The 22,186-nt window shown below is 44.8% G+C and carries 16 protein-coding genes; 7 read left to right on the top strand and 9 right to left on the bottom strand.

The window, feature by feature from the left end; all coding sequences use genetic code 11:
- Positions 1 to 129 precede the first annotated feature (129 nt).
- Both LZG72_RS08730 and LZG72_RS08725 read left to right on the top strand, forming a co-directional pair.
- Positions 130 to 570 carry an NUDIX domain-containing protein gene (locus LZG72_RS08730; protein ID WP_233870312.1) on the top strand — a complete coding sequence of 147 codons (441 nt, stop codon included), beginning with the start codon at positions 130 to 132 and terminating at the stop codon, positions 568 to 570.
- A gap of 88 nt (positions 571 to 658) precedes the next feature.
- Positions 659 to 4,441 carry a DEAD/DEAH box helicase gene (locus LZG72_RS08725; RefSeq protein ID WP_233870309.1) on the top strand — a complete coding sequence of 1,261 codons (3,783 nt, stop codon included), beginning with the start codon at positions 659 to 661 and terminating at the stop codon, positions 4,439 to 4,441.
- A gap of 10 nt (positions 4,442 to 4,451) precedes the next feature.
- On the opposite strand, the gene LZG72_RS08720 is transcribed toward LZG72_RS08725, so the two are convergent.
- From LZG72_RS08720 to LZG72_RS08695, 6 genes are all read right to left on the bottom strand, one after another.
- Positions 4,452 to 4,769, bottom strand: coding sequence for a hypothetical protein (locus LZG72_RS08720; RefSeq protein ID WP_233870306.1), 318 nt, complete (start codon positions 4,767 to 4,769; stop codon positions 4,452 to 4,454).
- 148 nt (positions 4,770 to 4,917) lie between these two features.
- Positions 4,918 to 5,301: a RidA family protein gene (locus tag LZG72_RS08715; RefSeq protein WP_233870303.1), complete on the bottom strand. Its 384-nt coding sequence runs from the start codon at positions 5,299 to 5,301 to the stop codon at positions 4,918 to 4,920.
- Between the two features lie 45 nt (positions 5,302 to 5,346).
- Positions 5,347 to 7,497: a DNA helicase RecQ gene (gene recQ, locus LZG72_RS08710; RefSeq protein WP_233870300.1), complete on the bottom strand. Its 2,151-nt coding sequence runs from the start codon at positions 7,495 to 7,497 to the stop codon at positions 5,347 to 5,349.
- A gap of 55 nt (positions 7,498 to 7,552) precedes the next feature.
- Entirely contained in the window at positions 7,553 to 9,661 is a 2,109-nt protein-coding gene (locus LZG72_RS08705; protein WP_233870297.1) for a helix-hairpin-helix domain-containing protein, read from the bottom strand.
- Positions 9,662 to 9,685: 24 nt separating this feature from the next.
- Positions 9,686 to 10,549, bottom strand: a complete 864-nt coding sequence (gene nadC, locus LZG72_RS08700; RefSeq protein ID WP_233870294.1) for a carboxylating nicotinate-nucleotide diphosphorylase — start codon at positions 10,547 to 10,549, stop codon at positions 9,686 to 9,688.
- A gap of 14 nt (positions 10,550 to 10,563) precedes the next feature.
- Positions 10,564 to 12,342 carry a capsule assembly Wzi family protein gene (locus tag LZG72_RS08695; RefSeq protein ID WP_233870292.1) on the bottom strand — a complete coding sequence of 593 codons (1,779 nt, stop codon included), beginning with the start codon at positions 12,340 to 12,342 and terminating at the stop codon, positions 10,564 to 10,566.
- A gap of 126 nt (positions 12,343 to 12,468) precedes the next feature.
- Between LZG72_RS08695 and upp the strand changes: the two genes are divergently transcribed.
- Positions 12,469 to 13,113 carry a uracil phosphoribosyltransferase gene (gene upp, locus LZG72_RS08690; RefSeq protein WP_233870290.1) on the top strand — a complete coding sequence of 215 codons (645 nt, stop codon included), beginning with the start codon at positions 12,469 to 12,471 and terminating at the stop codon, positions 13,111 to 13,113.
- A 7-nt stretch (positions 13,114 to 13,120) separates the two neighbouring features.
- On the opposite strand, the gene LZG72_RS08685 is transcribed toward upp, so the two are convergent.
- The gene (locus LZG72_RS08685) at positions 13,121 to 16,201 is read right to left on the bottom strand and encodes a carboxypeptidase-like regulatory domain-containing protein (protein WP_409017680.1); all 3,081 of its coding nucleotides are present in this window, start codon (positions 16,199 to 16,201) and stop codon (positions 13,121 to 13,123) included.
- Between the two features lie 282 nt (positions 16,202 to 16,483).
- Between LZG72_RS08685 and LZG72_RS08680 the strand changes: the two genes are divergently transcribed.
- Entirely contained in the window at positions 16,484 to 17,551 is a 1,068-nt protein-coding gene (locus tag LZG72_RS08680) for a mannose-1-phosphate guanylyltransferase (RefSeq protein WP_233870288.1), read from the top strand.
- A 94-nt stretch (positions 17,552 to 17,645) separates the two neighbouring features.
- Positions 17,646 to 17,771, top strand: a complete 126-nt coding sequence (locus LZG72_RS29130; protein WP_255700976.1) for a hypothetical protein — start codon at positions 17,646 to 17,648, stop codon at positions 17,769 to 17,771.
- A 171-nt stretch (positions 17,772 to 17,942) separates the two neighbouring features.
- Here LZG72_RS29130 and recF read toward each other — a convergent pair whose 3' ends face one another.
- Positions 17,943 to 19,046 carry a DNA replication/repair protein RecF gene (gene recF, locus LZG72_RS08675; RefSeq protein WP_233870287.1) on the bottom strand — a complete coding sequence of 368 codons (1,104 nt, stop codon included), beginning with the start codon at positions 19,044 to 19,046 and terminating at the stop codon, positions 17,943 to 17,945.
- A gap of 128 nt (positions 19,047 to 19,174) precedes the next feature.
- Between recF and pdhA the strand changes: the two genes are divergently transcribed.
- Positions 19,175 to 20,206, top strand: a complete 1,032-nt coding sequence (pdhA, locus tag LZG72_RS08670; protein ID WP_233870285.1) for a pyruvate dehydrogenase (acetyl-transferring) E1 component subunit alpha — start codon at positions 19,175 to 19,177, stop codon at positions 20,204 to 20,206.
- A 135-nt stretch (positions 20,207 to 20,341) separates the two neighbouring features.
- Positions 20,342 to 21,217 carry a twin-arginine translocase subunit TatC gene (gene tatC, locus LZG72_RS08665; RefSeq protein WP_233870284.1) on the top strand — a complete coding sequence of 292 codons (876 nt, stop codon included), beginning with the start codon at positions 20,342 to 20,344 and terminating at the stop codon, positions 21,215 to 21,217.
- 15 nt (positions 21,218 to 21,232) lie between these two features.
- Here tatC and LZG72_RS08660 read toward each other — a convergent pair whose 3' ends face one another.
- Positions 21,233 to 22,165 (bottom strand): aminotransferase class I/II-fold pyridoxal phosphate-dependent enzyme, encoded by a 933-nt coding sequence (locus tag LZG72_RS08660; RefSeq protein WP_409017679.1) that lies wholly within the window; start codon positions 22,163 to 22,165, stop codon positions 21,233 to 21,235.
- Positions 22,166 to 22,186 lie beyond the last annotated feature (21 nt).

Below are 22,186 nucleotides of genomic sequence, written 5' to 3'. Positions count from 1 at the left end.
GACCACACTACAACAAATGACCACGAATGACCACAAATGACAATAAATGACTAAACCGAACCATCCCGAACAAGTCCAAACCACCATCAACATCTCACATTTCACATCTAACATCTCACGATTTATCCCATGAACGTACGCCCTTCTGCGATTATCCTCCAAAACGAATCGATTTTAACATTACGTTATTGCTATGGAAACACGGAAGTATATGCCCTCCCAGGCGGCAATCCCGATCCGGGCGAATGCCTCACAGAGGCGCTCCGGCGCGAGTTGAATGAAGAACTCGGAGTGAATGCTGCGATCGGGGAAATGGTTTGCTGCGGCGAGGTGATCTGGCCTGAGATCAAAAAGGAAACGTTGCACATTCTTTTTCAGGCGGAAATAGGGGATCAAATTCCGGTGTTGAATCCGGAACATACTACTGCACTCGGGCTTGTCTGGCTATCGATCTGCGAAGCACAGAGTAAGCTTTTGTATCCCAATGTTGGAAAAGAAATTGCCGATTATTTGTCCCAAACACTAAATAGTGTCCATATCGGGCCCATTTCGCAACCTTACATTTCCTGAAATTAACCAGGTCGCTATATATCTTTCCGGAGTTTCTATAAAAGAGAAACATACCGTACTTTTGCATTTTTAAAAGGTTGAAGGGTAAATGGAAAACGAAAAGAAGGAGAAATTATCCAACTTCTTATTAAGACGGGCGGATAAGGATGTTTTGTCAAGAGGGCGTTCCATTTATAGCAGTGGCGGATTGAAAGTTTCCAAGCTGGATTATAATGGCCCGGGTAGTGCTGAATTCAAGGTCAAAAGCGACTATTCCATTCAGTTTTACCAGATTTACATCAAAGACTTTCTCACCCCACAAATCACGACCGAATGTTCTTGCCCGGATAAAAACGGACTTTGCAAGCATAGGGTAGCCGCCATTTTGTATATCCTGGATAAAATGCCGACCATCAAACAGGTTGTGCATGAAATGGAAAGCACCACGGTCGATCTTCCTGAAATAAAGGAATATCAGCTGAGAAGTCTGGTTCTGGACGATACCTGGAAAAACAGAGAAACGATCACAGAAGTCGAGATCGTTTCGGCAAAAGAAGGTGAAGCCGAATGCCTGGTAAAGGTCGATAGCCAGGAATTTCACATTGGTTTTCAGCGGGTTAAAAATACCAGGCAGATACATACTTCCTGCACATGCGGGCAGAAATTGTGGGTGCCATTATGCGAACACAAGCTTGCCGCCCTGCTCAAATTACGCGAGGAGCTCGGAGAAAAAGCATTTGAGGTAATGCGTGACCTGACTGTTGAGAAGAACAGCCTTCTCGCAGAATATGGCTATTCGCTGGATGATCAGTTCAAGGATAAGTTCGATTTCCGGTTGGATGAGGACGGTGGACTGCAACTGATCAAGCTCGATCCGTCACTTCAGAAGGTAGGTGTTTACCAGGATTGGGAAAGCCTCAGACAAAGAATACTACCCGATCAAAATGCCGCATTTAACGTTGCCGCCATCGATAATGGACAAGATGACGACGATCGCATTTCCATTTTTGTTTTTTGGCCAAAAGGAAAAAACCACCTTTTGGATGTCGGTTTCGGTGTATTTTCAGTTAAATACAGCGCAAAATCCGATAAGGCTACCAACATCCGCAACATCGCGGGGGGATCAAGTCACTATTACTCTGCAGACGAAATTCCGGTGCTGACTGAGGCCGATGCGAGGCTGGTTCGGGTTGCCAAGCATTGGGAAGAAGGATTGCAGAAGTTTATCCGTAAACAGGGATGGGCATATAATGCGTATTTGCATTTCGATGATGTGGGCGCGGAGCAGAGGTATGAAGCGAGAAATTACGTGGGTAAGCAGATCAATCGGGTTTTCAATGACCTTGATCCTGAAAGATTGTACTTATCGGATGGCGATTACATCACGAGCAACAACCAGCTCACGCAGCTCAATCTGCATCGGGAACCTGTAAAGTTGTTTTTTGTGCTCACAGAAGATAAGGAATTTATCACCCTCAATCCGTATGTGGAGCTGAAAGCCGGTACTCCGCTGGAATTGCAGAAGGTAATGTCGTTCGACAGTTTCTGGCTGGGGGTTTATAATGAGAAGACATTGTTCCGCTGGGCAGGGCTGAGTGAGGCTGAAATGGTTGCATATCTCAGTCAAAATGGGTTTAAGATCCGGGTTAAAAAAGAATTTGGCGAGGAATTCCTGAAAGGCTGGATCATTCCGATTTCGGAGCAGTTCGATGTGATGTTTCAGACGAGACATCAGATAAGTTCCAGGGAACTGACGTTTCAAAAGCCAAAAATTTATTTAAAAGAAGACGATGCAAACCTGCTGATCGTACCTTCATATACCTATCTTTCCGTGGACGGAACGGAGGAAATTGAGTTTAATCACGACCAGCGCCGCACAAAAACCAGCTTTGAAAACAACCAGATTACCATGCTGGAACGTGATATGACCGCTGAGAATGCGGTTTGGGATTGGCTGAAATCATTAAATCCGATCTTTAAAAACCAATCCGGTCAACCGTTCCTTTACATTCCGTTTGATCAGGTAATGAAAGAAGGCTGGCTTTTCAATTTCGTAGAAGCCACGCGAAAGAAGCATTATGAATTGCTGGGTTTTAATAACCTCAAAAAAATGCGCTTCAACCCGAATCGGGGTGTAGTTAAAGTAAATGCATCTTCCGGCATCGACTGGTTCGACATGAAGATCGAAATCAGTTTCGGGGACCAGAAAGTGTCGCTCGCAGATGCCAAAAAAGCATTGCTTAAGAAACAAAATTATGTGCAGCTAAGCGACGGCTCGCTTGGAATGCTGCCCGATGAATGGATCAGCAAACTGGAACCATTGTTACAATTCGGAAGGCTGCATGACGATAAGATCCTTTTATCTAAAATTCATTTTTCGCTGATCGACGAACTGGTGTCAGAGGTTGACAATGAGGAAGTATTTAGAGAGTTACAAGAGAAGAAGCATAAGTTGCTTAATTTTAAGCAAATACCAAATGTACCTCTTCCGGGAAATGTAAATGCGACATTAAGGCAATATCAGGAAGAAGGTTATAAATGGATTCATTTTCTGGATGAATTTGGCTGGGGCGGTTGTCTTGCGGACGATATGGGGCTCGGAAAGACGTTGCAAATGCTCACGTTTTTACAACAGCAAAAAAACCTCGATCCAGCCTATACGAACTTGGTCGTAGTTCCTACTACGCTGATTTTCAACTGGCAGGCCGAATCAGCAAAATTTACTCCGGACCTCAAATTATACGTGCACCGGGGAATGACGCGCCGGAAAGACATTGAGTTTTTCTCAGAATACGATATCATTCTCACGACGTATGGTACCATGCGGAGTGATGTGGAGCTGCTGCGTCATTTTGATTTCAACTACATTGTTCTGGATGAAGCGCAGGCCATTAAAAATCCGGATTCGCTGACTTCAAAAGCATCCCGGTTACTTCGGGCCAAAAACCGTCTTACGATGACGGGTACGCCGGTAGAGAACAATACGTTCGATCTGTACTCCCAATTTGAGTTCCTGAACCCGGGAATGCTGGGCCATGCGGACTTTTTCAGGAGTGAATATGCGACGCCGATCGATAAATATCAGGATAAAGAAAAGGCGGAGGAGCTGAGGAAACTGGTGTATCCTTTCATGCTCAAACGTACCAAAGAAGAAGTGGCGACGGATCTTCCTGATAAAACGGAAACGATCCTGTTTTGTGAAATGGGGAATCCGCAGCGTAAAGTATACGAGACGTTCCGGGAAAGATATCGTGTTCAGATCGCCGAGAAACTGGCGACAGAGGGCTTGAATAAAAGTAGTTTCCTGATTCTGGAGGCACTTTTGAAACTGAGACAAATTTGCGATTCGCCGTCGATTTTATCCGGTGATGAAGATTTTGGAAATGAATCTGCGAAGCTGGAAGAAATCACCCGCGAGATCACGGAAAATGCGTCTAATCATAAGATATTGATTTTCAGTCAGTTTTTAGGAATGCTCGATCTGATCAGAAAGCATTTGGAAAAGGTCAACATTCCGTACGAATATCTTGACGGACAGACTGTTGACCGCGCCGGCAGGGTAAACCGTTTCCAGAGTGACCAAAGCTGCCGTGTGTTTTTAATGAGCCTGAAAGCCGGCGGGGTAGGACTTAATCTCACCGAGGCGGATTATGTGTATCTCATCGATCCATGGTGGAACCCCGCAGTGGAACGTCAGGCGATAGACCGGACACACCGCATCGGGCAAACGCGGAAGGTGTTTGCTTATAAAATGATTTGTAAGGATACGATTGAAGAAAAGATTCTGCTTCTTCAGCAAAGAAAGCAGGACCTGGCAGAAGATTTGGTGGGTGGAGAATCGGGATTTATCAAGAAACTCAGCCAGGAAGACATTATGGGATTGTTTAGCTAAACAATCCCATTTAATAGTTTAAGGTCTTATTCTCGCCGGATACATCCGCCAAATTCTGGCTAAATAATTTTGAAGATCCGTTGAGATTCGTGGTTGTGTCCATGGAAGCAAACCGGAATGTCGATGAAGGATCGTATAATGATCTTGCTCCTTCTGTTATTTCGCTGCCGTTTTGAGTTGATGTTGGATCGATAGTGTCGCTCGATTGCAGAATATTGTATATTTTTTCTACATTCCCGGCTCGCACTGCTTTATTACGTGCTTCCTTTTCAAATACACACAGGACAAGTAAAAATGAGGCAATGGTAAGTATACGTAAGTTTTTCATATGTTTTATGGCTACTTGTTAGCGTCTTTGTCAAACACCTACGAAACAAAGAGCAAATTTTGAGCCAAACGGTTGGAAAGCGGAGAAATTTTTTTCGGAAAAAAGCGCCATTGTGATATACCAAGGCGCTTTTTCATTTTTCCGTTAATTATTGAAGTATTGCTGTAAATTCGATTTCAACAAGGTATTCCGGCGCTACCAGCTTACTGATTTCGTAAATACCAGTTGTGGGTTTAATATCCCCAAAATAGGAACCGTGCGCCCGGGCAATGTCATTGAAGCACGTGATGTCGGTCGTAAAAATCCGTGTGCGGACCACATCGTTCAGGCTCGCGCCAGCTTCTTCCAGAACCTTCGAAATTCGCTCGATGATGTTATTGGTTTGCGCATAAGCATCGTCGGCTTTTACTTTTTCGTGATCGACAATTGCCACCGTCCCTGCAACTTCTATAATATTTCCAATGCGGACCGCGCGGCAGTATCCCATTTTGTCTTCCCATGGGGAACCAGAAAGTATATTTTGTCTTGCCATTTTCAAGGGTTTGATTTCATGCAAATATAGCACAGGTTAAATGATTCAGCGTTGCTTCTCTTCCCAAATAGCAAGTGCAAGCCTGATCTGACCATAGTCAAATTGTTCATTAAGCATTTCAAAAAGAGGCTTTAATGGATCATTTTTGGCGATTTGAATCTCCTGAGCAGCTTTTATAATGGTTTCGTACGCCTTTTTGTCAAGTAGAGACATTAAGTCAATGTCATTTCCTTCCTCCTTCAATTTTATCAAATGCGAAATGATGGTGACCGGGTTGAGTCCGCGTTTCTCCGCTATTACTTTCATGGAATAGCCTTGTTTGTACAATTCCAATGTCTCGACAAAAGTCAAACCCCTGGCTATCCGTGTGCCGGGCTTTGTATTTTCTTTCGCGAAAGCAACGATTTCTTTGATAAAAGTTTCCCCATATCTCCTGAACCTTTCATCCGCGATCCCGGAAATAGCTTTCATCTGGGCTTCTGAAACGGGCTTTTTCTGTGCCATTTCAGACAGTGTTGCATCGGTAAAGACAACATATGGTGGCACACCCAGCGCATCCGCCATTTGTTTTCGCAGTAATCGAAGTCGCTCAAATAGCGCATCTTTAATGATCTCCTGTTTTGCCTTTTCTTTCGGAAATGATTCCTCTTCCTTCGCTTTTCGTTCGTTGAGCGGGATGAATTTGACCAGTTCAACCTTCCGTTCACCTTTCAGGATTTGTCGGCTGGCCGGATTCAGTTTAAACGAATGCGCCTCGTCATATGCAATGTCCATTACCCCGGAATTCAGCATTTGGCCGATGTATTCCACCCACTCTTCATTGCGGAGCTCGTTACCTACTCCAAAGGTGGGGAGCCGGTCATAACCGTGTTGCAATACATTCCGGTTGCGGCTTCCCCGTAAAATATCGACGAGCATACCCATCGCGATTTTCTCGTCGGTCCGGGCAATTCCTGAAAGCGCTTTTTGCGCAACAATGGTGGCGTCGAAACGGGTTCTCGGATTTTGACAAACATCGCAGTTCCCGCAGTCGCGCTCGACAGCTTCATTGAAATAACTCAGTAAAATCCTGCGCCGGCAAATGTCAGCTTCTGCATATTGCTTCATTCTGTTCAGTTTGGCATGAAGCAGTTCCTTTTGTTCAGCCGACTGATCCGAATTATTGATCATATCCTGCCGGGTAATGATGTCCATGTAGCTGTAAAACAGCACCGTATCCGACGGAGATCCGTCTCGCCCGGCGCGGCCTATTTCCTGATAAAAGCTTTCGACATTCGATGGAAGGTTATAATGTATTACCCATCTCACATTGGATTTGTCGATACCCATTCCAAATGCGATGGTCGCAACGATGATCTGGATATCGTCCCTCAGGAATTTCTCCTGAACCTTCGAACGCTTGTCTGCCGCCAGCCCGGCGTGGTAATACTCGGCTTTGAAACCGGCATTTTGCAGACTTGCAGCAACGGTTTCAGTCCCTTTTCGGCTGAGGCAATAAATAATCCCGGACTGAGATTCATGTTTGCTAATGAAACTTTGTATTTGCTGCAGACGCTTTCGTCCGGGCAAAACGCTCAAATGCAGATTGGGACGGTCAAAGCTTGCGACGTAGGTTTTGGCATGCTCGATATTGAGCTGTTTCAGAATGTCCCGCCGCGTTACCCGGTCGGCAGTGGCCGTTAATGCGATGATCGGAACATTTGGAAAACGTTGTTTAATGTGTTTCAGCTGACGATATTCCGGCCGGAAGTCGTGGCCCCAGGAAGAGATACAATGCGATTCATCAATGGCGAAAAGGGAAACATTCCACTCTCTCAAAAACTCGAAGGTATTACCGGAAAAAAGCCTTTCGGGCGCGATATAGAGTAGTTTCAATTCGCCCACTTTCGCCTGCCACATGATCTGATCCTGCTCCGCGCCCGAAAGCGTGGAGTTCAGGAATGCGGCATTGACGCCATTTCCGCGCAATGCCTCCACCTGATCTTTCATTAATGCGATCAATGGCGATATGACGATGGTGAGGCCTGGCCGAAGAATGGCCGGGATCTGGAAGCAAACGGATTTACCGCCGCCGGTCGGCATCAGTACCAGGCAATCTTTTTCGTCCATCACCGTATCGATGATTTCCGCTTGTTGCGGACGAAAAGTATCGTATCCGAAATATTTTTTGAGGGCTTCTAGTTTGTTGTCTGACATGTTATAAGTGTGGAAAAGGTGCTAAATAGGAATTTAGCGGGACAAAAGTAGGGCTTCAGAACTGATACATCACCTGCGCTTTCATCTCGCTTCGTTTATTGCCATTGATCTCATTCAGGCCTGAACTGATGGTATCCAGGTCTTTATACCTCGTTTGCGACCATCGCAGCCATAGTTTTATTTTTTTAGAAAATGCATAACGCATCATCAGGTAATGCCTCGTACCGACATCTGAATAGGCCGGTATGGAGAATGCATAAAGCATGTCTTTTTCATAGACATATTGTCGGCTGTCGTAATCATCGGTTTTGAACCAGGCCAGCCTGGCGCTCAGCTCGACTTTTGAAAAATGCCAGGTAATGTCCTGTAAAACAGTAAATCCCTTTGATTTCGATAAATTTTTAATTGCAGATTCTCCATACTGAAACCGCGTGCGAATGGAAAAGCGGAGCGGAACCTCATATTCGAAATTGAACATGGTTGTACGTTTTGCGGACTTAACCAAAGGTGAGATGGGCTCTTTATTTCCCGGTTCATTGGTTTGCTTGCGTTTTTCATGATACAATACATATGCATTTAACCTCTTGTTTGGTTTCCAGAGAATATGGAGATAATAATCATTGCCTTTTGAAGGCGCATCCACCTGGTATTTCAACCATGGAAATCGGTAATAATCGTAATACGCACTGAACTGCCAGTGCCGGTGAGGAGTATATCTTGAGCCGAAATAAACTCCGGTTTCGTTGATTGGCCGGGATGCTTCGCTGAACGAATTCCCATAAAACGAATGGAACTTCCGTGCATAATGTCTGCCTAACATCGAGAAATCGAGCTTTTTGCCCAATCCGACGATCACTCCGGCGACGGCGCCGGTTCCCCGGCTTTTAGACATGGCACCTTCACCGAAAAAATGAATGTTCTGCCAGTGATAATCCCCGTGAATTCCAGCGATCAGATTTTGTTTCCCGGCAAATTCAAATTCGTTATAAGCCGCTTTTCGTTTGCGGAAAAAGGAACTGTAAGTCGTGTTTAACGCAGTAAAACCCAGTTGTCCTTTTTGTAAAGGAAATCTATGGATCAAATGAAAACCCAAGTTCTGTTCGGAAAATACATGGTGTTTCTCACGTTCGGTGGGCGTTCTGTGATAACCCGTTACCGGAAGGGAAGTCGTGATATTTTCATCTGAATCCTGGGTGGCATCTCGTCTTACTTTTGAATACAAAACAGTCAGGTCGGTATTTTTGAAAACGGATAAGGTAGCTGCTGCGCCCCGGAAAAAGTTGGCTTCCATGACGGAAGTATACGGCCGCATTCCCAGATTACTACGGTAAGTCGTTCTGATCACTTCTGCACCTTTTCCAAGTGAAAAACCCGATCCCATGATCATTCCCTGGCCGGATTGCATTTGATAATCACCAACAATTAAGCTTTTCAACTTGCCTCTGTTCATGATTTGAGCGTGAAAAGAGGTGAAGTCAATGCCTAAGATCTGCTTTCTGGCAGACCATTCCCAAAGTTCCTCTCCAGCATCTTTTTCCATTGATATACCAAAACTATATGCACCCGCCCGTGCATGACGATACCTTAAATATCCATTGAATGGCGAACCTGCATACCGGGTTTTGGATTGAGAAGTGCTATCGAGCGGGGAGAAGCCTTTTTGTCTTTCAAGAATTTTAGCCGTCCGGAACATCAGGAAATGTTGTCCGGGGCTTTTGAGTGATTCTTTCAATGAGAGCGATTTTGCATTGACAATCACAAATGGCAGCAGTCTCCGAATGGTAGGAAGATCAAAATCCGGTATGGCCTGTAATTCGTAAAGAGAAATCAGCGAGCCTAATTTTTCGCGGTAATCGAAAAATGACGTCAGCTGGGTTTCTGATAAGATCAGTGTTGTGGCTAATTCTTCCCGGCTTACGTTGTTCAGATCCAGCGGATTGGCATACAGCTGATAGAGGGACTCGTATAGCTCAGCATTGTCGCTATCCTCAGTTGGGACTGGAAAAAGGTCAGAAATGAATTTATTAATGTCGGTTTCTTCGCGCGGAGGCTCCTGAGCGCGAAGGCTTTTGAAAGACAGGAAGAAGAAAAGTGCGATTTGTAATAATCGCAGACCAGCGGGGCCCGAAGAACCAGCGTATGCAATGTATGTAGATGTTGGCATACGCGTCGGGTATTTAAATGGAGGTTAGAAGGCTTTTAAACTTAAATCCAAACTTTTCGCCTGATGCGTCAATGCACCGCTGGATATGCCATCCACGCCGGTTTCAGCGACTGCACGCAGTGTTTTTTCTGTAATATTTCCCGAAGCTTCGGTCTCATACCGTCCGCCGATTCGTTTCACGGCCTCACGCATATCGTCCAGCGAAAAATTATCAAGCATGATAATGTCCACTCCGCCAATGCGCAAAACTTCCTCTACCTCAGCCAGATTGCGGGTCTCAATTTCAATTTTCAGGTTTCGCCCGGTTTCTTCCAGGTATTTCTTCGCTCTGGTAATCGCGGGTTCAATTCCGCCGGCATAGTCAACATGATTGTCTTTCAGCATAATCATATCGTACAATCCCATCCGGTGATTCACCGCGCCGCCAATTTTTACCGCCATTTTTTCAAACAGCCTGAAATTTGGCGTCGTTTTACGGGTATCCAGCAGCTTTACGGGCAAGTCCGAAATCAGGTCGGACATCTGCCTCGCATAGGTTGCTATCCCGCTCATTCTCTGCATGATATTGAGAACAAGCCTTTCAGATTTCAGGATCAGCTGCGCACTTCCTTCCACCGTAAATACAACGTCTCCTATTTTGACGTCGGAACCGTCAAAAAGTAACACATCAATTTTCAAAGGAGGGTTATTATAAAATGAAGCAGTCTCCGCGAAGATGATTTGCGCGACCTCAACACCCGCAAGAATCCCGTCTTGTTTTACAAGCAGCTTCGCTCGTTTGGTAGCATTTTCGGGTACGCACGAAAGGGCCGAATGATCTCCGTCACCAATGTCTTCAAGTAAAGCCAGCCTGATCAGACTGCGCATTTCATGTGGGTTAGTTTCCATTTTCTTAAAATTAATCAGAAGGTTTGCTGGCGGTATGCCATATTGTAGCGAATTGCGAATGTAAATACATTCGAATTCGTAGCGACGTTCACATCTTGCGAGGTGATTTTCCGGATCTGGTAACGACCGTCCAGAAATAGGTTATGAGCAAGCGAATAGGAGAGTCGAAGGTCTGTAAATAAGGTAGAAGCTTTGATACCCTGACCGATTTTCTGGTTCAGTTCACCATCCCGGTTTACGCTGCGCTCCTCGTAGCTTTTCGAAATATCACCACCAAAGTTCATATAAGGCCCCGTTGTAGGATCTTTTCCTTGTTCAGCCATCATAACTGTGCCGTAAGCCGTAAGCCTCGAACTGACCTTATACCGGATAATGCCCAGATACTCCCGAAAATTAGCGCCCAAAGGATGCGCGAGCGATTGCCCGTAATGCTGGTAATTCCGTCCGCCATCTTTATGGGAATAGGTATACGGTCGAACCATGTTGTATTCAGCCTGCAAATCCAGGTTTGGTATCCCAAATGCATCTACATATTTGGCACCGACCTGTAAGCTGTATTTATTGGTCCATGAGCCGCTTCCGTTGAAAAGAAATCTGGTAAGAAATTCATCCAGTACAAACTGGCTGTAAATAGATGCCTTTTTCCCCAGCAGCCAGCGAAAGTCAAAACCTAATAATGCATTATCCTGGCTACCGATGTAGGATTCGACATATCTGTAAAAAATGATCGGGTTCAGATAGTTCAGGTCATAACCACCCCCGACGGAATCCCGGTTAAAAACTTCGGCTTCGAATACACCGATATTGATTTTTTCAGTGAGATTAACACTTAAATGGTGGATCGCAGCAAACTTTTTCCTTCTCAAATGCTCGATGAACGAATCTTTACCGGTGTTGATCATGCTGGTCCAGAGGTTGGTATAATGAAACCTTCCCAATTGGGTATCAATCCTCAGAAAAAGATAAGGGCTGCTGTTATCCGAAAGGATTAGCGAGCGATAGCCATTCCCAAAAACATTGTAATCATGCCCAAACCTGATATTGACGCTCCTCAAAGGACGGAAGGTGACATAGCCGCGGGCCGAAAGATAATCGACGGCACGATTGCGTGGGGTATACTTGGTAAGTCCTTCGCCAGGAAAATTCGCGGAGGTTCCGTTGGGTGTGCTGAAATCATTGACATATCTGGGAAAATGTCCTTGATTGTCAGCAACATATGTGTAAAAGCCGAATTTATTATTGATCATTCCCCTGATCTCCACGCCCCGGCCCGTGAACCACAAATTGTTAAAACGAGTGGTATCGTAGCTATTATCTTTTCCTATGAAGTTGGTGGTAACAAAGTTAAAGTGAAGGTCAAAGTCTTTATTATGAATGCTATACAAGTCGGCGGGATGGTCGAAGAAGCGTCTTTTCTTGCCCGGTGGAGGAGCTTTGAACCAGCCTAGCCGCGCCAGTCGGTTATATTGTGCTGAGTCCGTAGAAATCATGCCATTGGTCCATTCCCAGCTATCTTCCCGCAGGTAATCGATCGTTTCCCAGTCGCGGTCGGTCAGATTGATGGTACCTTCTTTTAATATGGAATCTGTAAGAGCGACAATGGCCTTTCTTTCAAAAGGTTTGACATTGAAATGAAAGCCCTCGGTAAACTTGCCTCTCTTGATTTCGAGGCGGTCGATCAGGTGGTAGTAATCGTCGTTAGATGGAATAAATGCGCTTTGTGCATGTATGTATGACAGGGTTATCAGGCTTAGAATGAAGATTTTGAAAGACCGGATAATTCCTTGATACATAGGAAAAAAAAATCTACGATTCACACAAATCGAACTTTTGCGGATAATTTTTCGAATAACTCTTCCAAATTACGTCAATGAATTTGTATTATCTTGCATCGAGTAGTTTAAAAAACTGACTGACCGATGTTTTTACTTTCCCAAAAACCCTCCATTGCAGATCACTATCTGGCCGAACTTCGAGATGTAAATTGTCAAAATGACCGCATGCGATTTCGGCGGAATTTGGAGCGGATTGGCGAATTACTGGCTTATGAACTGTCAAAATCGCTGACATTCCGATCCGAGAAAGTGGAAACACCACTGGGTCAGGCAGCTTCAAGGTCGCTGCTTCAGCCCATCGTGCTGGCAACCATTATGCGGGCGGGACTTCCATTACATCAGGGGTTTTTGAATATGTTTGATAAAGCGGATAATGCTTTTATCGGTGCATACCGAGGTCATCATATCAATGCGGAAGAAGAGTTCGAGGTGGAAATGGATTACATTACGAGTCCGGACCTCACCGGGAAAATCCTGATCCTGATCGACCCGATGCTCGCGACGGGCAGATCGATGGAAAAAGTGTACCATGCATTATTGCGTTTTGGCATTCCTTCCCAAACTCACATCGCATCTGTGATTGCAAGTCCGGAAGGTGTTGATTTCCTGCAAAAACGCATTCCCCATTGCCGTTTGTGGCTAGGGGCGGTTGATCAGAAACTGAACGAGCAATATTACATTGTGCCCGGCCTGGGAGACGCGGGCGATTTGGCGTACGGAGAAAAGTAGCGGACGATCAGTTCAGCAATTCATCAAATGTGATTGATACATAGAACGTTGAGCCAATATTCGGGCTTGCATACGACTGTATATAAGACTTTCCGAAAAGGTTCGTACCTCCGAGCTTGATAATCGATTTGATCGAACTGACTTTCAAACTTACCTGCGCATCAAGGTTGTTTACTGCCGGGACCGTTGTGTTTGAGAAAATAGGAGCATCCGTAGAAGTAGGCAAAACGAAGCTTGATTCCCATAAAAACGATTGCTGGTGCCGGAAAACGATGTTAAATCCGAACGCACTACTACTGGTGATCCGTTTGCCAAAATTGACATTATATCTGTATTTGGGCGTATTAAACTGCGAATACTGAACTTCGGGCGAGGGTTTGAAATTGTCGATCACATTGTTGGAAACATTCCCGCCCACATTAAAGCCTTTTGGTAAACCATAATTCAAACCGATGCCGAATCCTCTGGTCGTAATGGTTTCATGGGTATTCACGGTTCTGGCAAATCCATTAAAGTTACCCACACCAATGCCCGATTCAATGGGAAGTCCCGGCGCAGCCGCGGCGGTGGGGACAACAATGACAGTACCGCCGATAAAGTTTTTGTATTTACTGAGATAATAGTAGGCATCAACAAACAACCTTTTTGCAATAACCCCTTTATAACCAACTTCATAAGAAGCAATGCGCTCCGGTTTTAGCTTTGCTGGCTGGTATTTCGGAAGTTTTGCGAGAGCATATGCTTTTGCGAGATTTGGTATTAACGCTGGTACCTGGGTCGCTAAAATCCCGGGTAATTGTGCAGCAAGAACGCCGGGCAATGCCTGATTCACACCGGCAGTAATCGCGGCCTGGATTGCAGAGGGTACATTAGGGATTTGACCCGCGGCCACCGCCTGGTTTACGCCAGCCGTGACCTGGCTAGTTACCGCCTGGGTTATTGCCGTAGTTGCCTGCTGGGTAACAGCTGCTTTTGCATAAGTTGTAGCACTTTGTAAAATGGATGGATCAGAATTGACCATTTGTAAAACGGCTTCTTCGGATAGATTTTGTCTCAAAATCCCATTTGACAAGTTGTACCGGGCGTCAAATTCGGGTAAACCGCCAATCAGTGTTCCGGAAGGTGTTCTCAAATCAATGTACTGATTCTGAGTGGTAGGAATGCGAAAACCGGTTTGATATGACAACCGGATATTATGCTCGCCGAAAGATGTTACGGCAGAAATTCGTGGGGTAAATTGCCCCTCAAAGTTTTGGTTTTTATCGTACCGTATCGACCCGGTCAGTTTGAGATGATTTGAAAGAATGGTTTTTCCGGCTTGCATAAATGCACCAAACTCGTTGATCGGTATGGTGCCGTTTCTTCCTTCTTTATTATCGGCAAACAACGTTCCACCTGATCTCAGCTGATATTGACGGTAATTAGCGCCTGCCAGCAGTTCAACAAATTTGATCTGGTTTTTGAAATTATAAAACCCTTCTACATGGTACAGGTTCGTCTTATCTGCAAAACCACCTCCGCCGTCTACGATCGGCCTATTTCTATATTTATCCAAAAGCTGCTCAAATGCGGCAGTACCAGGTGTTGGGATGCCTTTGTCGGCAGTTTGTCTTGCCAGCAAATGTGCATTGGTTTCGTCCGCACCAGCTGCCCGAGCGGTAGCAAATGCACCCGCATATTCGCCAAACCAGGTTGCGTGAGGCTTAAATTCGTTTAGCATAGAAACTGCCGCCAACCCGGCCAGGTAGGATTTTCCGGAACGTTCCTGAGTCGTGTATGCGCGGACGGTGAAATTATCGCTGCGCAATTCGATCTTAGCCTGAGTCAGGTTGAATTCCCGGAGTGAGTAGCGTCCCGTGCCGGTATATACGGTGGTTCCGTAGCCGTAATTGACCTGGGCAATCGCTTCCAATTTTTCATTGATCCGGTAATGCAGCGCTGCATTGGCTTTGAAGCTTTTGGTATTATAATCCACAATGTCCCTTTCCTTAAAACCGGTCCGGCTCACAAATGTATTAGGAACAAGTGAGGCGGTTTGCTGTGAAATGAGCCCATTGGATGCCAATGTTTGAGCCACTGCATTAATGTTGGTCTGAATTTCATCCCCATATACATTGACACCGTCATAGTCGAGATCTGTTCCTGCGCCACGGTTTGGATCCGCATTTCCACCCACATTCAGGTTGGCATAATTCGTTGCTTCCCAGTCCTTTGCCTGGATGTAAGAAAGGTTAGCCTTAAATGCGATTTTATTATTAAAAGCTTTTGCATACCGAATGGTGGCGTCGACAAAAGGAGTAGTAGCTTTATCCCGGTTCGATTCGTGCATAATACCAGTCTTTACATTCGCACTTAATCCCTGATACAAAAACGGATTTTTACTATTCATCAAAATAAGCCCGTTAATGGCATTTGGGCCATATAATGCAGATGCCGCTCCTGGTAATACTTCAACGCTTTCCACATCCAGCTCCGACATTCCGATGATATTATCCAATGGAAAATTAAGTCCGGGTGCCTGATTATCCATCCCGTCGATCATTTGAACAGTTCGCGGGTTACCCGTGCTGCCAAAGCCGCGCATATTGACGGATTTGAAAAGAAATCCCTGCGTGGTCATGTCAACGCCTTTCAGGTTGATCAACGCATCATAAAAATTGGCGGAAGGTGAATTCCGGATATCGCGAATGTCCAATTTTTCTATCGCAACAGGGGATTTCAGTACGCTTTCTTCTACCCGGGAGGCCGAAACAACGATTTCTCTGCCCATGACAGCCTGTTCAACAAGCGTAATATCCAGCGTGGAAACGCCGCCTTTCACTTCGATTTCCTGCGTTTGAAATCCTACTGAAGAAACAACGAGCACAAATGGCGGATTCGAAGTTGTGGTAAGGTTAAAACGACCTTTTGTATCTGTAATCGTGCCGGTTACCTTTCCTTTAACCTGAATACTGACGCCGGCCAGTAGTTCTTTGGTAACCGATTCCGATACTTTCCCCTGAATGGTGGTTTGTGCAGCTGCATGGAAGCTCAGCATCGCGACGATTCCCAGCTGAGCGATTCTTATAATTGTAGAGTTACCTTTCATATGGATAGTGGGTTTGGATAGAATAAGTCGGGAAACGGCAGGGATATATTAATGTTAATAATGCAATTTAATCTTGATATTTTAAAGTTATTTTTAAAAAATATCATGCATTTTAAAAATACCAAATCCCTCCACTGAAAAGCCTCAAAGCCTGCTCTTTTTATTTTATTCAGGCTAAAAGGCCGAAATTCTGAACGTTTAAGGTTACAAAATTTATCATACTGGCAGTTTATCGTTAGTTTTGGAGCGTTTTCCAAACGTCTATAACAAATACCTTTCATAATGCAGGATACGTATGTAATTATCATGGCCGGTGGAGTGGGAACCAGGTTCTGGCCTTTTAGCAGAACAGATTTCCCAAAACAGTTTCACGATGTGCTTGGTACGGGCAAGACACTTTTGCAACAGACTGTCGAACGATTTGATGGCGTTTGCCCAATTGAAAATATTTACATCGTCACAAGCCAGGAATATAAAGAGCTGGTTAAAGAACAAATCCCTGCTCTTACCGACGATCAGATCCTGCTTGAACCAAACCGTAGAAACACAGCACCTTGCATTGCTTATGCATGCTACAAAATCGCCGCCAAAAACCCTGCCGCGAATGTTGTGGTAGCTCCGGCGGACCATATTATTTTAAAGGAAGAAGTTTTTAAGGATACGATCCGGGTAGCGTTGGGTGCAACCCGTAACGAGGATATTCTGGTTACGCTCGGGATACAACCCACGCGCCCTGACACGGGTTATGGCTATATTCAATATTTGCCGGACAAAATGACCGTTAAGAAGGTTAAGTCGTTCACAGAAAAGCCTCATCTTGAATTAGCATTGCAATTTTTGGATAGTGGTGATTTTGTGTGGAATGCAGGTATTTTCGTCTGGAACATCAATGCTTTTAAAAAGGCATTGGTTGAATTCCAACCCGACCTGGCGGAGATTTTTGGCGGAGGCAACCCGCATTACTACCTGGAAACGGAAGATCACTTTGTGCAGAGAGCCTATCAGCATTGTGGGAGCATTTCAATAGATAATGCGATCATGGAAAAGGCTGACAATGTACACGTTGTGTTGAGTAATTTTGGTTGGTCGGATCTCGGAACCTGGAAATCGCTTTACGAAGTTTCGGAAAAAGATGATAATCAGAATGTAACGGACGGAAATCTGCTTCTTTATAACACGACGAATTCCATCATCAAAACGCCAAAAGATAAACTGGTGGTAATCAGCGGGCTCGACGGATACATCGTGGCTGAATATGACGGAGTGTTGATGATCTGTAAAAAAGATGAAGAGCAAAAAGTGAAAGAATTTGTGGCGGAAGCCAAGTCGCTGAATCCGAAGTATGTTTAGAAACATTAACAACAAAGCCAGGCTGGAAGGTCTGGCTTTGTTGTTCGTAATTGTGTAAATTTATTTTAGTGTCGAAATAAAAACAATGCTATCTATGTCTAATCGAGACTTAAAAACAGAAGTTATCCGACTTGTCAATGAAGTGGATGAAAACCGCATGGAAGACTTGTTGTCTTCTATTCGTTCGTTCATGGAACAGCAAATATGGAAACAGACATAGATGCAAATTCCACTGAATTCCTCAAAATGCTCAACCAGTCTTTACTTCAGGCAGAAACAGGTCAATTGATTTCCAGCAACGACGTCGAAAAAGAAGTAAAGCGTGTCTTACAAAATAAAATGGACTCTGTGGGGTCCTGATCTTAAACATAATTGACGCAAGAATGCAGAGCTAGTCTTTTGCGGTCAATACTTTCTCAATCTCAAAAAACCTTACATCTGCTTTTACGTGTTCCAGTATTTTCTGGGAGCGTTCGGGGCGGGCGTCGGTGATGAAAACCTGGCCGAGGAAGCCGGTATCGATTAATTCAATGAGTTTCTGAATGCGGCGGTCGTCGAGTTTATCGAATATGTCATCCAGCAACAGGATCGGCGTTTTTCCCTTTTCTTGTTTCAATAAATCGAACTGAGCAAGCTTTAATGCGATCAGAAATGACTTTTGTTGCCCCTGGGAGCCGAACTTTTTTAAGGTAACCCCATCGATCTCAAATACATATTCATCTTTATGAACTCCCTTTCCTGTCCGCTGGGCGTGCAGGTCGCGGCTGCGGTTTTTCCTGAATTCAGTCGGAAAGTCCTCGCTGGCAACTTCGCTTTCATAAATCACATCCACGATTTCGTACCCGCTGCTGAGAAAATCGTAGTACTTATTGAATAATGGGACAAACCGGTCCATGAATGAAGCCCGGTGCGCATAAATTCTCTGAGAAAGAATGATCAGCGGCTCATTATAGGTTTCCAGGAGATCTTCGTCCAGGTAATTTCGTTCGGCAAACAGTTTTAGTAACCCGTTTCGCTGATTCAGGATTTTATTATAATGTAAAAAATCGCTGAGGTAACCGGGTGTGGCCTGGGACAATACACCATCAAAAAATCGTCTCCGCTCCTCGCTTCCCTCACGGATCACGTCGGTGTCGTCCGGGGCGATAAGCACCAATGGAAAAAGGCCGATGTGATCGCTGAGCTTTTCGTAATTCTTTTTGTCAGCCATGAAAACCTTACGCTGCCCGCGCTGGAAACTGCAGGTGATCTGCGTATTTCTGACAGCGTCTTTGAAAACCCCGTCAAGAACAAAAAAGTCCTGTGAATGGCGAATACCGAGGGCATCCTGATTGTGAAAGGCACTTTTGGTAAGTGTCAGGAAGTATATGGCATCGAGTAAATTCGTTTTGCCACTTCCATTCTCCCCAACCAAACAATTTACGTGTTCCCCGAATGTAAAGGCTTTCTCGTCATAACTTTTAAAGTAGGTAAGACGGAGCTTTTCTAGCCACATGGACTTCTTTGTTATTTAGTTTATGCTTATTTTCGCAAATCATTTGCGTGAGTACGGCAAAAAACAGACTCTGTTCAAACCACTAACTTTAAGACAAAGTTCTGTCTTTATAAACGAGAACCAAATACATGGCCACCGTTACGGATAAAAAGAAATCTTCATCCCCCAAGAAATTACAGCATTCAAAAGACCGTTACATGTTCTGGTTCGAGAATATGCTTTTACAACGTCGATTTGAAGAAAAAGCCGGACAGCTCTACGGTCAGCAGAAAATACGTGGTTTTTGCCACTTATACATCGGCCAGGAAGCCTGTTCTTCAGGTGCGGTTACCGCTCTGAAACTAGGCGACAAATACATTACTGCATATCGAGATCACGGCATTCCATTAGCATTGGGAACTTCACCGAATGCGATCATGGCCGAGCTTTATGGAAAAAAGACAGGTACTACCAAAGGAAAGGGTGGTTCGATGCACATTTTTGATAAAGAAAAAGGCTTTGTTGGTGGTCATGGTATCGTAGGTGCCCAAATCCCTCTGGGAGCAGGAATTGCTTTTGCCGAGAAATACAACAAGACGGATAACCTTTGCATCTGCTACTTCGGCGATGGCGCAATCCGTCAGGGAGCTTTCCACGAAGCACTGAACATGGCGATGAGCTGGAAACTTCCGGTCATTTTCGTCGTTGAAAACAATGGTTATGCCATGGGAACTTCGGTTGCCCGTTCTTCCAATGTGACTGAACTTTACACCTTGGGAGAAGCATATGACATTCCTTCCGAGCCGGTTGACGGTATGAGCGTGGAGGCGATCCATGAGGCTGTTTCCCGTGCTGCGGAGCGTGCGCGTAAAGGTGACGGTCCGACATTCCTGGAATTCCGTACGTATCGTTACCGGGGACACTCGATGTCCGATCCTCAGAAATACCGCTCAAAAGAAGAGGTTGAAGAATACAAGCACAGAGATCCGATCGAACAGATCCGTGCCGTTATTTTGACAAATAACCTGGCGACAGAGGAAGAGCTGGAAAATATTGATAAGAAAGTAAAGGACATTGTGGCGGAGTCGGTGCAGTTTGCCGAGGAGTCAGAGTTCCCCGACCCAAAAGAAGCATACACGGATGTGTATGTGGAAAATGACTATCCATTTGTTATGGATTAGTTTCGATAAAGTCATTCTTATAAAAACCCGCCGGAGTACTTCGACGGGTTTTTTAAGTAATTTCAGCTTTTGCATTCGGATATTGATCCTGCATTTGATTTTTCACGTAGATAGAATTTTAGTTACATCAATAATATGCCCTTGGATCAGGAATTTGAGAACGAAGAAGAGGAAGGAAGCGAAGGTACAGAGATGTCGTTTATCGGGCATCTTGAAGAATTAAGATGGCACGTGATCCGTGCAGGCGGGTCTATACTTGTATTTGCAATACTCGCTTTCGTTTATATAAAAGAAATTTATCAATACGTCATTATAGCGCCTGCCAAGCCGGATTTCTGGACATACCGGATGCTTTGCCTGCTTGCAGAGAAAGTTCAATACGAAGATTTGTGTATCAAAGCGCTCAATTTCAAGTTGCAGGCGATTGGAATGGGCGATCAGTTTACGATGAGTATGACGTCATCGGTGATCGCAGGATTGGTTTTTGCTTTTCCATATGCATTCTGGGAGATATGGCGGTTTATCAAACCGGGCCTCAAACCATCTGAAAGAAGGCAGGCGAGGGGAGCGGTTTTTTATGTTACCATGCTTTTCTTTTCGGGCATATTCTTCGGATATTACATCGTAACTCCGCTGGCAATCAACTTCCTGGCCAATTTTACGCTCGATCCGACGATTATAAATGAGTTTAGTATCTCATCGTATATTTCACTCGTTTCTACACTTACACTCGCCTGTGGAATTGCATTTCAGCTTCCCATAGTGGTTTTTGTATTAGCGAAAGTGGGCGTACTTACACCTGCTTTCATGCGGGAATACAGAAAGCATTCCATGATTGTGATTCTGATCATTGCTGCTGTGATTACTCCATCTCCGGATATTTATAGCCAGGTGATTGTTGCCATCCCACTTTTTGTTCTTTACGAAGTAAGTATCCTGGTGGCTGGCAGAGTGGAAAGAGAAAAATTGCGTGAAGAAAAGGCGCTGGCGAATCGTACTGGGGATTTGTAAGATTTAGTTCTAAGATTATTTAAGACAGACTTCGGCCAAATGGTCGAGGTCTTCTTTTTGATGTAGCGTACTGATTGCAATGCGGGTAATGGGTGGATCGGTGGGCGAGGGATATGAGAAAAAAGAGGCCATGACTCCATTATCCAGTAAATATTCAAACAAGTTCAGGTTTTGGCTGCAAAAGACAGGATAATCCGCAACGGTTTTAAAAAGACTGCTTTCCCCCAGCTTTTGCGAGAAATAACTAATCTGGCTTTTCAAATATCGATTTGCAACAATGTAAATATCGTGTGCAAGTAATTGATTGAATGCAGATATGTAGGCGGGCGCTGTTGGCGATGCGCCGGCAAACCAGGGCGACCGGCGAATCGTATCGATCACTTCCTGACTACCATAAACGGCTCCGCCGGGAATACCCAAGGCTTTGTTAAGCGACGAAACAAAGATGGTTTTGTGTCGGATATTTGGAGGTAACCCACTTGCAATGCCGTCACCTTTGCTTCCCAGTACGCCCAGACTATGCGATTCGTCGATGATCAGCCAAACATTCGATAAGTTCTCAATTTGGCCAAAAAAAGAAAAATCGAATGCCTCGACCAGTGGTGAACCTATGGCGTCCGAGCAAATGATATGAGTGATATTGGTTGTGCCTTCATTAATATGGCTCACCGTTTCTGCCGTCCATTCGTTCCAGCTTTGTTTGTTGGAGAGATAATCTTTCCCCCAAAGAGCCGGATGTACTTTTGGAGCGTAGTGGTATTTGAACGATTGAGATGAAACGGACGTATGGACGATATTTTCAATTTCTTTCATCACTAACTGGCCTGCCCACATCCCGGACGACACAAGTAATGCTGATTGGGTATTGGTGAATGCTGAAAAGGCGCGTTCGGCTTCTTCAAAAATACTTAGCTGAAGACTGCCATTGCGGGAGCTTCCAAAATGCATTCCGAACTTTGATAAACCCTC

The sequence above is a fragment of the Dyadobacter sp. CY323 genome (genome assembly GCF_021390245.1).
Lineage (GTDB): Bacteria > Bacteroidota > Bacteroidia > Cytophagales > Spirosomataceae > Dyadobacter.
This window is presented reverse-complemented; position numbering and strand designations above follow the sequence as displayed.